This window comes from Streptomyces sp. NPDC004539 (genome assembly GCF_040610055.1).
Taxonomy (GTDB): domain Bacteria; phylum Actinomycetota; class Actinomycetes; order Streptomycetales; family Streptomycetaceae; genus Streptomyces.
Genome location: NZ_JBEXLS010000013.1, coordinates 98,974 through 114,357, shown reverse-complemented (window position 1 = coordinate 114,357; position 15,384 = coordinate 98,974). Strand labels below are relative to the sequence as shown.

General features: G+C 67.3%; 12 protein-coding genes. 7 read left to right on the top strand and 5 right to left on the bottom strand.

Annotated elements, in window-relative coordinates:
* Nucleotides 1-250: 250 nt before the first annotated feature.
* Nucleotides 251-3,376 carry a DUF3427 domain-containing protein gene (locus tag ABZX85_RS26215; protein ID WP_355873193.1) on the bottom strand — a complete coding sequence of 1,042 codons (3,126 nt, stop codon included), beginning with the start codon at nucleotides 3,374-3,376 and terminating at the stop codon, nucleotides 251-253.
* A gap of 358 nt (nucleotides 3,377-3,734) precedes the next feature.
* Between ABZX85_RS26215 and ABZX85_RS26210 the strand changes: the two genes are divergently transcribed.
* Nucleotides 3,735-4,976, top strand: coding sequence for an HNH endonuclease signature motif containing protein (locus ABZX85_RS26210; RefSeq protein WP_355873190.1), 1,242 nt, complete (start codon nucleotides 3,735-3,737; stop codon nucleotides 4,974-4,976).
* Between the two features lie 151 nt (nucleotides 4,977-5,127).
* Here the strand turns inward: ABZX85_RS26210 and ABZX85_RS26205 are convergent, their stop codons facing one another.
* The gene (locus ABZX85_RS26205; RefSeq protein WP_355873188.1) at nucleotides 5,128-6,141 is read right to left on the bottom strand and encodes an SEC-C domain-containing protein; all 1,014 of its coding nucleotides are present in this window, start codon (nucleotides 6,139-6,141) and stop codon (nucleotides 5,128-5,130) included.
* 247 nt (nucleotides 6,142-6,388) lie between these two features.
* The gene (locus ABZX85_RS26200; protein WP_355873185.1) at nucleotides 6,389-7,864 is read right to left on the bottom strand and encodes a beta-1,6-galactanase; all 1,476 of its coding nucleotides are present in this window, start codon (nucleotides 7,862-7,864) and stop codon (nucleotides 6,389-6,391) included.
* Between the two features lie 249 nt (nucleotides 7,865-8,113).
* On the opposite strand from ABZX85_RS26200, the gene ABZX85_RS26195 reads away from it, so the two are divergent.
* From ABZX85_RS26195 to ABZX85_RS26180, 4 genes are all read left to right on the top strand, one after another.
* Nucleotides 8,114-8,920 (top strand): class E sortase, encoded by an 807-nt coding sequence (locus tag ABZX85_RS26195; RefSeq protein WP_355873183.1) that lies wholly within the window; start codon nucleotides 8,114-8,116, stop codon nucleotides 8,918-8,920.
* A gap of 109 nt (nucleotides 8,921-9,029) precedes the next feature.
* Nucleotides 9,030-9,341: a DUF6412 domain-containing protein gene (locus ABZX85_RS26190; RefSeq protein WP_355873180.1), complete on the top strand. Its 312-nt coding sequence runs from the start codon at nucleotides 9,030-9,032 to the stop codon at nucleotides 9,339-9,341.
* A gap of 120 nt (nucleotides 9,342-9,461) precedes the next feature.
* Entirely contained in the window at nucleotides 9,462-10,169 is a 708-nt protein-coding gene (gene yidC / locus ABZX85_RS26185; protein WP_355873179.1) for a membrane protein insertase YidC, read from the top strand.
* A gap of 149 nt (nucleotides 10,170-10,318) precedes the next feature.
* Entirely contained in the window at nucleotides 10,319-11,176 is an 858-nt protein-coding gene (locus ABZX85_RS26180) for a fumarylacetoacetate hydrolase family protein (protein ID WP_355873177.1), read from the top strand.
* Between the two features lie 49 nt (nucleotides 11,177-11,225).
* Here ABZX85_RS26180 and ABZX85_RS26175 read toward each other — a convergent pair whose 3' ends face one another.
* Nucleotides 11,226-11,705: a heme-degrading domain-containing protein gene (locus ABZX85_RS26175; RefSeq protein WP_355873175.1), complete on the bottom strand. Its 480-nt coding sequence runs from the start codon at nucleotides 11,703-11,705 to the stop codon at nucleotides 11,226-11,228.
* The gene (locus ABZX85_RS26170) at nucleotides 11,705-12,784 is read right to left on the bottom strand and encodes a Gfo/Idh/MocA family oxidoreductase (protein WP_355873172.1); all 1,080 of its coding nucleotides are present in this window, start codon (nucleotides 12,782-12,784) and stop codon (nucleotides 11,705-11,707) included. Before ABZX85_RS26170 ends, ABZX85_RS26175 begins: the two co-directional genes overlap by 1 nt.
* A 56-nt stretch (nucleotides 12,785-12,840) precedes the next feature.
* On the opposite strand from ABZX85_RS26170, the gene ABZX85_RS26165 reads away from it, so the two are divergent.
* The gene (locus ABZX85_RS26165; RefSeq protein ID WP_355873169.1) at nucleotides 12,841-14,097 is read left to right on the top strand and encodes an ROK family transcriptional regulator; all 1,257 of its coding nucleotides are present in this window, start codon (nucleotides 12,841-12,843) and stop codon (nucleotides 14,095-14,097) included.
* 378 nt (nucleotides 14,098-14,475) lie between these two features.
* Nucleotides 14,476-15,327, top strand: a complete 852-nt coding sequence (locus ABZX85_RS26160; RefSeq protein WP_355873166.1) for a hypothetical protein — start codon at nucleotides 14,476-14,478, stop codon at nucleotides 15,325-15,327.
* The last annotated feature ends 57 nt before the right edge of the window (nucleotides 15,328-15,384 follow it).

The window sequence follows — 15,384 nt, the reverse complement described above, 5'->3', positions numbered from 1 at the left end:
GGCGTAGGGGAGTCATGAAGGGCGACCATGCCTGGAACGGACTTCGCGGACGGGTGGAGGATGACACTTGTCGACGCCATCTCCGTACGTTGGAGCGTCGAATTGCGCGTCGATCGCAAAGTCACCTGCTGCCAGGTGACAGTTCGGGGCTGCTGAGCATGGTGCAAGCGGAGGAGGCCGCGATCGACATCGTCTCGACCTCCTCCACACGAGGCCGGGGCCCGTACCCCCGTCCGAGCGGCAGGTTGGATCAGTTCTTAATCGAGGCGTAGGCACTCACATCGGCAGGAAGTTCGTGGTGCAGATCCCAGGTGATTGCCATGGGCTTGCTACCGGTGTGGCCCGCATAGGTGGCCGGTCCCAGAAGCATCCACGGTTCGGCTTTGCCGATGCTGTTGCGCTTGTAGCGACGCAAGAACAGGAGAACGTGACTTCCTTGTTCCGTGTGTTGCTGATAACGCATACCTGTCGCGGAGTTTTCCGGTGTAGTGCTCTGCGATTCCCAGTGGAAACGTGTAGGACTCAGAGCGTAGTCCTGGTATCTGACAGTAGGTGAGAAGTCGCGCTCGTTCTTCTCCAAGGTGATGAGAAGGGCATCGGTTTTGAGTTCCTGAATCCAACGGACCCCTTGTCCGAAGTCCCTCGGCATCTGTCCACCCAGTTCAGCTACTCCCAGAGCCGAGAGGATCTCGGAGCGGTTGTAAGAGCTGTGGATCTTCAAGGGGACGTCAGCGAGGGGTCCATCGAGGGGGAGGGGAAAATGGTCGGCTTTTTCGAGTGCGTACAACAGGACTTGCCGTAGTTCGTCCCGCAGCTCCCGTTGGGAACGCAGCGACTCAAGTCCTTGCTGATAACTGGTGAACTCTCCGGCGTTATCCCACAAGTTGAAGAAGAGCATGCGGGCGTATGCCTGCTGCCGAGTAGGGAGGGAGTCGTAGCTCGGTGCATCATCGGTGAGTAGACGTAGGTACGCATGGATTCGGTCAGGGTCGTCCACATGGAGGAAAGCGTGAACCCGCTTGAGGAGTTCAGCCTCACCGGTAGGCGCTTCCTCCTGGATGAATCCTGCCTTGCGTAGTACCTTGGTCCAAGAATTGTCGCTCTTGTAGACTTCCTGAATATCGCGTCGACTTTCGCGAAGGTAGTCCGAGAGTTGTGGGGTGTTGTAGTCCTTTACTTCCTTCGTCAGCGTGGTGATCGTGGCCTTGATCTGGGCGCGGATGTTGTCGAGGATGATGTCCTTCGACTTCCCTTCCAGGATGATCTGGCAGCCAGATGGGAGTTGTGGAAAACCTCGGTCGATGCTCTCGAAGAGACGATTACGGGAGAGGTTAGTCAGAGCCCGGAACTGCTCCTCGAAGCGGAATTCGGCACGATGCTGACCAATGAAGTCAAGGACGGTCAGGACAGGCTTGTTCGGAGTGCGACGCAGGCCGCGTCCAAGCTGCTGAAGGAAGACTGTCGCGCTGTTGGTGGGGCGAAGAAGCAATAGCGTGTCGACGTCAGGGACATCCAACCCCTCATTGAACAGGTCGACAGAGAAAACTACTTGAATTCGCCCTTCTTTGAGGTCTTTGAGTGTCTGCTCACGTACGTCGGTACGCGAATCACTGTCGAGAGCTACTGCCTGGAATCCTGCTCTGCGGAAGCAGTCAGCCATAAAGTGTGCGTGGGCCTTGGTGACGCAGAACCCAAGTGCCCGCATCCCTGCCGGATTGGAGATTTTGTCCTCGACCTGCTTGATGACGATCCGCGCCCGAGCTTCATCGCCGGTGAAGAGATGGCCGAGTTGATCGCGATCGTAGGTGCCGGAGCGCCAGTTCAGGCGAGTCAGGTCTGTGCCGTCCGGAATGCCGAAGTAGTGGAAGGGGCAGAGGAGGTCATTCTCTAGAGCTTCCCAGAGGCGTAGTTCAGCGGCGATACGGCCATTGAAGAACTCGTCCTGAACATTAAGTCCGTCCATCCGTTCCGGAGTTGCTGTAAGACCCAGCAACTCGGACGGATCGAAGTGATCGATAACTCGCCTATACGTTTCAGCGGTAGCGTGATGGAACTCATCGATCACGATAACGTCAAAGTTGTCGGAGGACAGTTGCTCCAGTCGGCGAAGGTTGAGTGATTGGACACTCGCAAAAACATGCGTCCAATCGCGTGGCTCTTTACCGCTGTGGAGGAGCTCGCCGAAAGAAGCGTTGTCGAGCACCTCTCGATACGTCCGCAGTGACTGATCAAGGATCTCCTTGCGGTGGGCAACAAAGAGGAGTCGGGGGAGCTTTCCGCCTTGCTCGTCACGCATTCTGCGGTAGTCGAGCGCAGCCATGACCGTTTTCCCCGTCCCTGTCGCTGCGACAAGGAGATTGCGGTTGCGTCCACGAACAGTGCGCTCTACCTGGAGACGCTCCAGCATGTCTTTCTGGTGAGGGAGGGGATGCACTTCAAGACCTGAAAGGCTGATTTTGAGTCCCTGTGTGCTTTCATTTTTCCCTGCTTGAGAAAGCGCAGTGGCTAGCCGATTTCCGTCGCGTTCGGGGTCGTACGACTCGAATGCCGAGTCAGCCCAATATGCATCGAAGGTCGCCTCAAACTTGTCGAGTACCCGAGGAGTGGCTACTGACGACAGGCGTACATTCCACTCCAATCCATCGAGCAAAGCTGCTTTCGATAGGTTGGAACTGCCGACGTACGCCGTATCGAAACCAGTGTTTCGACGGAACAGCCATGCCTTGGCGTGTAGCCGCGTCGACCGGATTTCGTAGTTGACCTTCACCGTAGCGCCGAAATCACGTACGAGTCGATCCAGCGCATGGCGATCGGTTGCGCCGATGTAAGTGGTGGTGATGACCCGGATAGGAACGCCGCGCTCTTTGGCTGCGTGGAGCGCATCCTCAAGGACTCTTATCCCGTACCACTTCACGAACGCGCAGAGCAGGTCGACGCGGTCAGCAGTGGCAAGCTCAGCCCGCAACTCCGCTCCCAGGCTTGGGTCGTCGGGAGCATTGGTGATCAGCGCGGTCTCGGACAACGGCGTTAGGGGTCTGATGGCGAAGACGCCGGGGGCCTCTTGCTCGGCCATGGCCAGGAGTTGACGGGGACCATCGGCGATGGTCGTCATGGCCTCGTCCACGTCGGGGTCGGGCGCGCTCCGGATCAGCGCTTGCATGATCTGGTTGGCCGCGGCAACTTGCTTGTCGTGTGGCAGCTGGCTCAGCCGGCGTCCCACGGCGTTGCCGATGTAGCGGGCCAACACGTGAGGCGAGGACTCGGCGCTGACCTCGCCTTGAATCGGCTTCCAGCCGGCCTTGTCCAGTTGAGCGAACTGTGCCTGCATGCCTTCGGTGACGAGTTCCTCGTACACACCAGGCACAGGCTGTGACATGTCCCCTGGTCGAACCACTTTGACCCCCTTGATCGCGTGTTGCGAAGGACCAGTTAACAGGAGCACCCGACGAAGCTGGAGTCGGCGCTTCGCTCCTCCCGGGGCTCTCTCGGGGCTCTCTCGGGGCCCTCTCGAGGCCACTGTCAGTGCCGTCTGGTCAGATAGTCATGCAAGTACTCGGGGACTGGAGTGTGTGATGGCTGACGAGCGGGACTTCCTCACTCGGATCGGGTGGCTGAGGCCCAAGGAGCGACGTACAGGTATGCCCCTGCATCGCCCGTTGCTCGTCCTGTGGGGCATCGCTCAAGCTCTGCACGGGCGTCCGCGTCTTCAACCGTGGTCTGTAGTGAAGCGAGAAGTGCAGCTGCTTTTTGGGGAGTTCGCGGGTGGCCAGGATGAGCGCGAACTCGTGGCAGCCTTCCAAGCTCTTCAGGGTGATGGGCTCTGGGAAACGCCCCATCATTCGGCGCGGGGGGAGCGGCTGAAACTTGCCGAACTGGAGGAAGTGAATCCTCACGCAGGTCTGCCACAGAAGGACTACGACCAATTGGTGAGAGATCCAGAAGTGGCAGCCCGGGCTGTCAGTAATCTGATGGTGCGCTTCTTTCCGGAGAAGTCTACCCTTCTGCTTCAATCCTTGAACTTGGCGGGATTCTGGTCGGAACGAGTCGATTATTTCTTGCGCCCAATCGCTGGCGAGACTCACAAGAATCGCACCGTTATCAGAGATATCTATGGTGGTAATGGTACGGGAGGAATTACTCCTCTTGAGGATGGAATCCTTGCGGTTTACTCGCGCGAGAAGGGTCCGTATTCCGATCATCTCATCCCTGAGACGGGGTGGGTGGCTTACACCGGAGACGGCTTGCGCGGCGATCAGGCCATGACCAACGGAAATCTATCCTTGCAGAGGTATCAGAAAGCGGAGAGGGCTCTTCGATACTGGCACCAGCCGCATCGGGGAAACTGGTCTTTCGAGTCATGGGTCGTCGTCGTTCAATGCTATCGGCGATGGGGTAAGGGAGAAGACAAGAAACCGCGTCGAGAGTACGTTTGGGTCCTTGCCCCTGTTCCATCGCCTATGCGCGATACCTGGCCTGCCGACATAATCAAGTATCTCGAACGGGATGATAAGACCGTTCATGACGAGTCCGAGGAAATTTTTCCTGTCGAGGTGGAGGATTTGGTGTGTGGGAAGGACCTCACTCGCCAAGAGAGGTATAGGCGACTCGCGAAAGCTGCACGGGAAGCGCAAGGAGGCCGTCGCAAGCCATCCAAAACTGTCATGGTGGAGCGGTATATGAGATCTCCTGCTGCCCGTGAAGCAGTGATCATACGGAGCGATGGCCGATGTGAAAATCTGGCCTGCCCTGGTCATTCTCTTGAGAAGACTGATGCGGGCCAGCCCATCCTTGAAGTGGATCATGTGAACGGGCTGGCACTTACCGGCCAAGACGTGCCTGAGTCGATGATCGCTCTCTGTCCGAACTGTCATGCTCTAAAGACTCGGGGCGTTAATCGGAAGGCTCTTCAAGGAAAGCTTCGAGACAGGGCTAAGGAGCTTCATCGGAAGATGGAGAGGCAGTCGACGAAGACGTGATGTGCGAACTTTTCAGGCTATTTTCTCCACGCTGAGGCGTGCTCCGAGCAGCCGTGCCAGAAGAAACCGCCGATCCGGCGGCGGGCCATGCCCGGCACCGGATACTCGACGCGCTAGCGCAGCCCCAAGGCGCGAAGCAGACGGCGGACCGTCAGTTCACTCCGTGACACTCTCCATACGCGTCACCCGACCCGCACCAACACTCCGCCCCCCGCTGCGGCGGCCACGCCACCGCTCGCCCCCGCGCCGCCAACGTCGTCGCGTACTGGGGGAGCAGCGTCGGGTCGGACGGGGACGTGCCCTCGGACGCCGCGAACGCCTCGTAGGACGGGACCGTGCCGGTGACGATGCCGAGGTTGGGGGTGCCGGAGGCGGAGAGTTCGCGGAGGGAGGACTCTATGGTCGACAAGTGGGCGTCGTGGGAGGGGTATTCGGTGGTGAGGGAGGGGTACGCCGCGAGGAGTTCGGTCAGTTCGGCGGTGGGCCAGTGGAGGATCGCCACCGGGAACGGGCGGGACAACTCCTCCCGGTAGGCGCCGAGTTCGGCACGCAGCCGGGAGATCTCGGCCTCCAGCTCCGCGGGGTTCTCCGAGCCCAACGACCAGACCCGCTTGGGGTCGTGGAGTTCGTCGAGGGAGACGGGCGAGGTGTGGAGGGTGTCGGCGAGGCGGTCCCAGTCGTCGTGGTCGGCGCCCAGCATGCGCCGTACGCGGTGCCGGCCGAAGAGCAACGGGTGTGCGGAGTACGGGGGTTCGGAGCCGTTCGTGAAGAGGAGGCGGGCGCCTTCCGTGAACGTCGCCTCCGCCTGCTCCAGTTCGTCGTGGGACTCCAGGGCCTCCGCGACGATCACCCACGGCGCCGGGTCGCGCGGAGCGGCCACGCGGATGCCGTCGATGATCGCGCGGGCCTCGGCCTCGTGGCCGTACTCCCAGAGGTTGGCCGCCTTCAGGGCGCGGGTGAGGTGCGGGGCGTCCAGGGTGTCCGGGGTCGCCAGCAGACGGTCGTAGAGAGCGGTTGCCGCGGGGCGGTCGCCGGCCAGTTCCAGGTGGGCCGCCGCCCGCAGCAGGAGCGGTTCCGCGTCCTCCGGGTGGAGGCCGACGGTGCGTTCCAGGCGGGCGGCTTCGGCGGTGTGGTCGACGTTCTCGGCGGGCGTGTCGGGGCGCATGGACGACACGGTACTGCCCGCCGGTGACAAAGGTGAGGTATCCGCAGGCCGGAGTGGGTCCCCGGCACCGGCCCGTGCCTCAGCCCGCGCACCGGCCCGCGGTCGTGGACCCCGTACACCGTCGGATGTACGGGGTCCACAGGTAGTGCGGGTAGTACGGGGCGTACGGGGCTGTACTGCCGCCGGTCGTCGGCGCATTCCGGACGGCCGGACCCCTACGGACCCGTAGTACCTCCGTACGACTCCGCTACACCGCCACCCCGTCGATCTGCAACGTCTGCACCGACTGCGCCGCGAACGGCACCGCGACCGTCTTGCCGGAGACGCGGATGTCGGAGCGGGCCGTGTAGAGGTCGCCGCCGCCGGTCGTGACCGTGTTCCAGCGGGGGACGAGACCCCCGGAGCCGCCGGAGACGGTGGTGAAGCGGGACAGGTCGAACGTCAGCGTCTGCGCCGACGTCGCCGTGTTCGCCGCGACGATCACCAGCCGGCCCGCCGACCGGTCGAGCGCCGCGACCGCGTAGCTCACCCCCGTGTCGAGGATCGTCATACCGGGGCGGATGTGCCGGCTGAACTGGGCCATCACGTAGTACTTCGTCTGTACGGCGCCCGGCGCCAGGGTGTTCGCGTCGTACGCGATCATCGCCCAGTTCGACGACGGGTCCATCACCTGCCAGTAGACCCACGCCGTCGGGTGCAGCCAGCGGAAGTCGTAGAGCAGGTTGCTCGCCATGGACATACCGGTGCCGTCGTTGTCACCGGTCTCGGAGTTCCACAGCTTCTTGCCGGACGTCGTCACGACGTCCGTGTACAGCAGGTCCCTTCGGCCGCCCGAGCCCTGATAGCCGTGCACGTTGACCTGGTTGACGTACCCCTTCGTCGTCGACGAGAACGCGCTCCAAGTGCTGCGCGCCGTGTCGTAGTTGGTCTCGTCGCTCGCGGAGATGCGTACGCCGGTGAGGCCCCGCTTGTCCAACTCGCTGCGCATGTAGGGGAGTACGGCGGCCTGGACGGTCGAGTCCATGTGGCAGCCCTCCTGCGTGCCGGTCGCCGTCCACCAGGACGACGAGGGCTCGTTGAAGGGGTCGACCGTCGCGAAGTTCACGCCCCAGTTGTTCTTGGCGTACAGGGCGACCGCCGCGAGGTGGGAGGCGTGCTGGCGGTAGTTCCAGGTCTGGAGGTTGTTGCCGCCGCCCGACGCGCCGGACGGGTTGTGGTTGGAACACATCCACCACATGGGGGAGTTGGCGAACAGCTCGGTCGTCGCGCCGCGCGAGACGGCCTTCTGGAGCATCGCCCGCTGGGTGGTGTCCGCCGTCCACTTCCACGCCGAGGACGTGGGGTCCTCGTTGTTCCAGTCCTGCCAGTAGCCCTCGATCTGCTTGAACGCGGGGATGTTGGGCGAGGCCACCATCGACTCGCCGCTCACCGAGTTCGTGCTGCACGCGCCCAGGTTGTAGCGGGCGATGTTCAGGCCCAGGCCGGGGAGCGAAGTGCCGTTGTACGTCGTCGACTTGGTGGTGAAGAAGATGTCCGCGAAGTCGTCCCGCCCGCCGAAGACGTTCGCCCACCAGGCCAGCGAGGTGCCCCAGCCCTCCCAAGTGCCGTACGTGGTCGCGGGGTTCACGGAAATCGTCGCGTCGGCGTGGGCCGTGCCGGTGGCCAGGGCGCTGCCGAGGAAGGCGCCGCCCGTGGCAGCGAGCAGGGTTCTGCGTCGGATCATGGCTACTCCGCTTCGATCGTCGTCGATCGACGGTTGGGGGAGGGCCGGTCGTCCAACCGGCCTTGTGGGGGTGTGACAGGAAGCATCAGGTGCGTCAGGCGTGTTGTCGAGAGTTTTGACACCCCTTTCGCAAACCTGTGGAAGAAGGGTTCGACGGGACGAACGTGACGCGGTGCGCATACGGGTCTGGAGACTTCGGCCCGCAGCCCTTATCGTCCGTGGACCCGGAGGTGGCGGAGGTGATCCCGCGTGCCGCGCGCCGTCGTACAGCACCGTGTCCTGCGCCGTCGCGCCCGGCGCCGACGGTTCCTGTGGACCGGTGCCGAACTCCTCGTCACCGCAGGCGTGTTGGGGCTGCTGCTCGTCGTCCACCAGCTGTGGTGGACCAACCAGGAGGCCAGAGCGGGCGCCGAACGCGAGGTGCGGGCGCTGGAGCGGCAGTGGGGGAGCGGAGGGGCGGACGGCAGCGGCTCCCCGGCCGCGGACCCCGCCCCGGAGACGGACATGTCCGGCGACTCCCCCTCCGGCAACGGCACTTCACCGCGTACGACGCCGGCGCCCCGCCGCTCCCAGGCGTACGCCGTCCTCGTCCTCCCCCGGATCGGCGTCCGCGTCCCCATCGCCGAGGGCATCGACAAGCGGGCCGTCCTCGACAAGGGGTACGCCGGTCACTACCCCGGCACCCAGCAGCCCGGCGCGCAGGGCAACTTCGCCCTCGCCGCCCACCGCAACACCCACGGCGAGCCCTTCCGGCACCTCGACCGGCTCCGGCGCGGCGACACGGTCCGGGTGGAGACGGCGACCACCCGGTACACGTACACCGTCGACCGCGTCCTGCCGCAGACCTCCGCCCATGACTCCGGAGTACTACGGGTCGTACCCCGCTCCACCGTCCACCCGGGGTACGGGTACGACATACCCGGGGCGTACGTCACCCTGACGACCTGCACGCCGGAGTACACCTCCCGGTACCGGCTGGTGGTGTGGGGGAAACTGGTCTCCACCGAGGCCCGGAACTCAGGCGACTCCCAGAACGCCACCGGTTCCCGGAGCTGAAAGACCGCCCCGGCCCGGGAACCACCTGCCGGCCCCGTTCGTCTTCAGAGCGCAGGCGGTGATCGGTCCAGCCGCGAGAACAGCCGAACGGCAACGGGGGGAGTGAACGATGGCGCGTCTCCAAAGCCGGCTACCGGTAAGGGCGTTCGGCGCCCTCGCCGTCCTTTTCCTCGGCGCCCTCCTCCTGGACACCGGCCCCCTCTTCACCGCCCTCGCCGTGGCCGCCGCGATCGGCTCGGCCTTCGCCGTCTGCTGTCTCCTCGCCGCCCGCTGCGCCACCCCCGTCCCGGGCAACCGCGTCCGCACGGCGATCCGGGACCGGGCCCGCCGTACGGCCTTCCTGCCCCAGCGCGACCCCGACGCCTCGGGCCGCCCCCGCCCCCGAGCGCCCGGCCGCACCCTCCGGACGACATCCGCGTAGGGCACCCGCAGGCCAAGGGCCGAGTCACCCCGTAGTACTACCCGGGTACCCCGCGTGGGTTCGTCATGCCGCCGCACCGCCCCCACTTCCGGCACGACGAGACCCCCGGAGGGCTCACCCATGTCCGTCTTCGCGTCCCTGGTCGAGCGGTTCGCCGACCTGCTCGAACCGCTCTTCCACGCCTCGGCGGCAGCCGCCGCGGTCATCCTCCTGACCCTGCTCGTACGCCTCCTGGTCCACCCCCTGTCCCGGGCGTCCGCACGGGGCCAGAAGGCACGGACGGCACTCCAGCCGAAGATCGCCGAACTGCGGAAGAAGCACGCCAAGGACCCCGAGCGACTCCAGCGGGCCGTGCTGGAACTGCACACGAAGGAACAGGTGTCCCCGCTCGCGGGCTGCCTGCCGGGCCTCCTCCAACTCCCCGCGTTCTTCCTCCTGTTCACCCTCTTCTCCCGCCCCACGATCGGCGGCGAGACCAACGGCCTGCTCCAACACGAGCTGCTCGCCGCGCCCTTGGGCGACCGCTGGACCGACGCGCTGGGCGACGGCGGGCTGTTCGGCCCGGCGGGCCTCGTCTACCTCGGACTGTTCGCGCTCGTCACGGTCGTCGCGTGGTTCGGGTACCGGCAGAGCCGGCGCACCATGAGCGCGAGCCTGCCGGTCGACTCGGGCAGCGCGGTGCCGGGGCTCGGCGCGCTGACCCGGGCGATGCCGTTCATGTCGTTCCTCACGCTGGTGAGCGTCGCCGTCGTCCCCCTGGCCGCCGCGCTGTACATCGTGACGAGCACGGCGTGGGGGACGGCGGAGCGCGTGCTGCTCTACAGGTGACCCCTTGGCTCCGGTCCGGCGGGTGGGCGCTTCGGTCCAGTACGTGAACGGGGTATTGCGTACGGAACGGGGAGGTCGGAGGATCGAGCAGACATCGGATGACTGGGGCTGCCGGGGACACGCACCGCCGGCGAGGGAGAGGCACGGCCATGAAGCTGCTGCGAGTCGGCACGGCGGGAGCGGAGCGCCCCGCGGCGCTGGACACCGCTGGAGTACTACGGGATCTCTCGGGGATCGTGGACGACGTCGACGGCGCCCTCCTCGCGGACGCGGCGGCCCTGGCGCGGGTCCGGGACGCCGTGGCCGGCGGTGAGTTGCCCGTGCTCGACCCCGGCGCGGCGCGGGTCGGGGCGCCTCTCGCACGGATCGGGAAGATCGTCTGCATCGGGCTCAACTACCACGACCACGCCCGGGAGACCGGTGCCGAGCCGCCCGCCGAGCCGGTGATCTTCTTCAAGGCCGCCGACACCGTCGTAGGGCCTTATGACACCGTTCTCGTGCCGCGCGGTTCCGTGAAGACGGACTGGGAGGTCGAATTGGCGGTCGTCATCGGCCGCACCGCCCGTTATCTGGAATCCGCGGCGGACGGGCTCGCGCATGTCGGCGGTTATGCGGTGGCGCACGACGTGTCGGAGCGGGAATTCCAGATCGAGCGGGGCGGGACCTGGGACAAGGGGAAGAACTGCGAGACGTTCAACCCGCTCGGGCCGTGGCTGGTGACCGCAGACGAGGTCCCCGACCCGCAGGAACTCGCCCTCAGGCTGTGGGTCAACGGCGAACTGAAGCAGGACGGGACCACGGCCGAGCAGATCTTTCCGGTCGGTGAGGTCGTGCGATATGTGAGTCAGTTCATGACCCTTTATCCCGGGGACGTCATCAATACCGGGACGCCCGCCGGGGTCGCGCTGGGGGAGCCCGAGCCCAAGCCCTATCTCCGTTCCGGGGATGTGGTGGAACTGGAGATCGAAGGGCTCGGAAGGCAGCGGCAGGAATTCAAGGACGCATGAGAAAAGGGTGCCCTCTGAAAAAGAAGGCACCCCCTGAACGTGAATGCGTTCAGCCCTTGCTCAGGAATTCCTCCAGCGCCTCCACCACGAACCGGTGGTCCTCCAGCTGAGGCAGCCCCGACACCGTCACGGCCCCGATCACGCCCACGCCCTCGACGGTGATCGGGAACGACCCGCCGTGCGCCGCGTACTCGTCGGGGTCCAGCCGCGAGGACTCCTCGAACGTCGTCCCCTTCGCCCTGAACCGCGTCCCCACCAGGTATGACGCCGACCCGTACCGCTCGACGACCCGGCGCTTGCGCGCGATCCACGCGTCGTTGTCGGGGGCCGAGCCGGGCAGGGCGGCGTGGAAGAGCTGCTGGCCCGCGCGGTGGATGTCGATCGCCACCGGCGCCTGGCGCTCCCGGGCCAGCTCCACCAGCAGCGAGCCCAGCGCCCAGGCGTCGTCATGGGTGAACTGCCGGAAGACCAGGCGGCGTTCCTGCGCCTCCAGCTCCTGCACGCTCGGGGTGATCTCGGGGGTCGCCATCACAGGGTCACCGTCAATCCTTCTCGTGCCGAACGGCGGGCCGCCTCCAGGACGTCGAGGGCGGCAGCCGCCTCGATCGCGGGCACCGGGTTCGGACCGCCGCCGATCAGTGCCTCGGTCACCGCAGAGTAGTAGGCGGGGTAGTCCCCCGGTAGGGTCGGTACGGCCTCGCCGCCCCCGCTGACCGGCGATTCCCCGGCGCCGACCCGCCCCCACAGCTCCTCGGGTTCCACGCCCCAGCCCGCCCCCGGCCGCGCGCCCTCCCGCAGCGCCGCCTCCTGCGGGTCGAGCCCGTACTTCACGTATCCCGCCTTCGAGCCCAACACCCTGAAGCGCGGACCCAGTTGGGCGGTCGTCGCGGACATGTACAGATGCGAGCGGACGCCGCTCGCGTGCGTCAGGGCGATGAACGTGTCGTCGTCGGTCTCGGCGCCCGGCCGGCGAACGTCCGCCTCGGCGTACACCGACGTGGCCGGGCCGAAGAGGACCAGTGCCTGGTCGACGACGTGGCTCCCGAGGTCGTACAGCAGACCTCCGATCTCTGCCGGGTCGCCCGACTCGCGCCAGCCCCCCTTCGGCAGCGGGCGCCAGCGCTCGAAGCGGGACTCGAACCGCCAGACGTCCCCGAGCGCGCCGTCGGCGAGGAGGCCCTTGAGGGTCAGGAAGTCGTTGTCCCAGCGGCGGTTCTGGAACACCGACAGCAGCACACCGCGTTCGTCGGCGAGCGCGGCGAGCGCGCGGGCCTCCTCGGCGGTGCCCGAGATCGGCTTGTCGACGACGACCGGAAGCCCCGCGTCGAGGGCGGCGGTGGCCAGCGGGACGTGGGTCTTGTTCGGGGAGGCGATCACCACCAGGTCCAACTCGCCCGCCCGCGCGAATAGTTCGTCCGGCGTCGCCGCGATCCGGACGCCCGGGTGTTCGGCGCTCGCCTGCGCCTGACGTTCCGGATTCGAGGTGACGACCGTGTCGAGGGCCAGGCCCTTCGTCGCGGCGATCAGCGGGGCGTGGAAGACGGAGCCCGCGAGGCCGTAGCCGATCAGGCCCACGCGGAGGGGGTTCGCAGCAGCGCCAGTACTCATACCACCCACTTTCGCAACGCTGTTGCCAAAGTGCAAGCGCGGGCGAGAATGGAGGCGTGAACAGGACGAACGATCCGGGGCGTACGACCGGCGCCAACCTCCTCGCCCTGCGCGGGCACAACACCGCGCTCGTGCTCGACCTGCTGCGCACGGCCGGCGCCGAAGGGATCAGCCGGCTCGAACTCGCCGAGCGGACCGGGCTCACCCCGCAGGCCGTCAGCAAGATCACCGCACGGCTGCGGGAGGAGGGGCTCGCGGCGGAGGCCGGGCACCGGGCGTCCACCGGCGGCAAACCCCGTACCGTCCTGCGGCTCGTCCCCGAGGCCGGGCACGCGGTGGGGGTGCACCTCGACCGGGACGAGCTACGGGTCGTACTGGTCCGGCTGGACGGGCGGGTCGTCGCCGAGCGGTGTACCCCGCTGGACCTAGGGGCGGGTGCCTCCGAGGTCGTAGGGGGAGTGGTGGGTGAGGTGCGGGGGGTGCTCGGGGGAGGGGTCGTAGGACTTCTGGGGGTCGGGGTCGCCCTTCCGGGGCCGCTCGACCACGCACGGGGGGTGCTGGGGCGGGTGACCGGCTTTCCGGACTGGGAGGGGTTTCCCCTACGGGACGTCCTCACGCGGGAGCTGGGGGTGCCGGTCGTCGTCGACAAGGACACCAACGCCGCCGCGCTCGGGCTCGCGGTGTCGGGGGAGGGGGGTGCGGGCGGGTCTGCCGACGGGGTCGGGGAGGAGGGCTCCGGCGGGTCTGCCGTGAAGGAGGGCGCCGCTCGGAAGAAGGGTTCCGTCGGGGTGGGGAGCGGAGCCGATGCGGGGAACTCCGTCGGGACGGGCGGCTCCGCCGGGACGGGGAGCGCCGTCGAGATGGGGAGTTCCGTCGGAGAGCGAGGCTCCTTCGCCTACCTCCACCTCGGTACGGGGCTCGGCGCCGGGCTGGTCGTCGGCGGACATGTGCACCGGGGGGCGCGGACCGGGGCGGGGGAGTTCGGCCACCAGGTGATCCTCCTCGACGGGCCCCGCTGTCCCTGCGGAAAGTCCGGCTGCGTCGAGGTCCTGTGCCTGGCCGCCCTGGGGCGGGGGGACCTGGGGGAGGCGGCCCGGGTGCTGGGGGTGGGGGCCGCGAACCTCGTGGGGCTGCTCGACATCGACCTGGTGCTGCTGGGCGGGCGCCGGGTCGCGCAGGCGCCGGAGGTGTTCGTGGCCGGGGTCTCCGCCGTGGTGGGGGAGGTGCCGGTGCGGGTCGCCGGGGGCGGGGCGTGGGGGGTCGCGGCGGGGGCGGCGCAGTTGTGGCTGGGGCCGGTGTTCGGGAGGGGGTAGGGCTCGGGAGGTAGGGGGCGTGGCTCTGGAGGGGTACGGGGCTGACGCGCCGCCTCGGGGACACCCGCGGCCGGACGCCACCGCCGCCCTCACTCACGGCCTCTACTCGCCGCCGTCTTCACTCGCGGCCCCTTCGCCTCCGGCCCTCACTCGCCGCCGCCCTCACCCACGACCGCCACCACCCTCGGCGATCCACGCGCGACCGCCACCACCCTCGGCGATCCACCGGCGACCGCCACCACCCTCCGCAATCAGCCCACCGCCATCCCGCCGCCCGCCGATCATGTGTACGTCGTATGAGCTGAACGGGCGGACTCCACCCCCGCGCCGGAGCGTCACCCCGCAACCCCGGCCCTGCTGCGGCAGGCTCACGTGACCATGCGACCCTGCCCGTCCCCCGCCCGCCGACCAGCCGGGTCCGTCCTTGGCCCCGCCCTCCTCGGCGCCCCCGTCCTCGCCCTCCTTCTGGGCCCCGCCGCCCTGCCCGCGCAGGCGGCCGAGGTGCCCGCCTGTGCCGCCCCCGACGCCCGGGACTTCCCCCTCGCCGCCCGGCTCCGGGGTGGACCTGAGAGCTACGAGGCCGGGGGCGGGTACGGGGTCTGGTACCTGGACCTCGTCAACACCACCGCCCGCGACTGCACCGGGGTCCACCCCGTGGTCGTACTGGTCGACGGGCGACGAGAGTTGAAGGCGGGGCAGGCCCGGCTGGAGTTCTACGACGGTCCGCTGCCCCGCGCGGTCCCGTTCGAGAAGACCGACGCGGACGAACTGGTCGGGCCGTTCGGTGAGGATGCCGGGGCCGCGACCGGCGATGCCGCCTCCGGCGCGGGCAGCGGCGACGCCGACATCCCCCATACCCCCAACACCCCCGACACCCGATTCCCCGGCTTCACCGTCCCCGCCCACCGCACCCTCACCGTGAAGCTCCGCCTCTCCCTCACCTCCGACGCCGTCGCCAACGACATCACCGCCCGCGCCGCCGTCGTCCAGAAGAGGGGCGACGACGGGGAGTGGGTCGGCCAGTCCGACGCCTACCGCTTCACCGTCCGGGCGGCTCCCGGCTCCACCGCACCCACCTCGCCGCACGAGAGCGGCTCCCCCGTCGCAGGGGCCCACGAACTCGCCGGTACCGGGCTCCGGCCGGCCGTCGCGGGGGTGGCGGCCGTCGCCGGCTGCCTCGTCGCGGCGGGGGCGGCCCTCATCGTCGTACGCAGGAAGTACTACCGGTAGTCAGGGCGATCCCGTACCTCCGGAGTACCTCCCCCTCAGGTACCCCCTACCAGTACC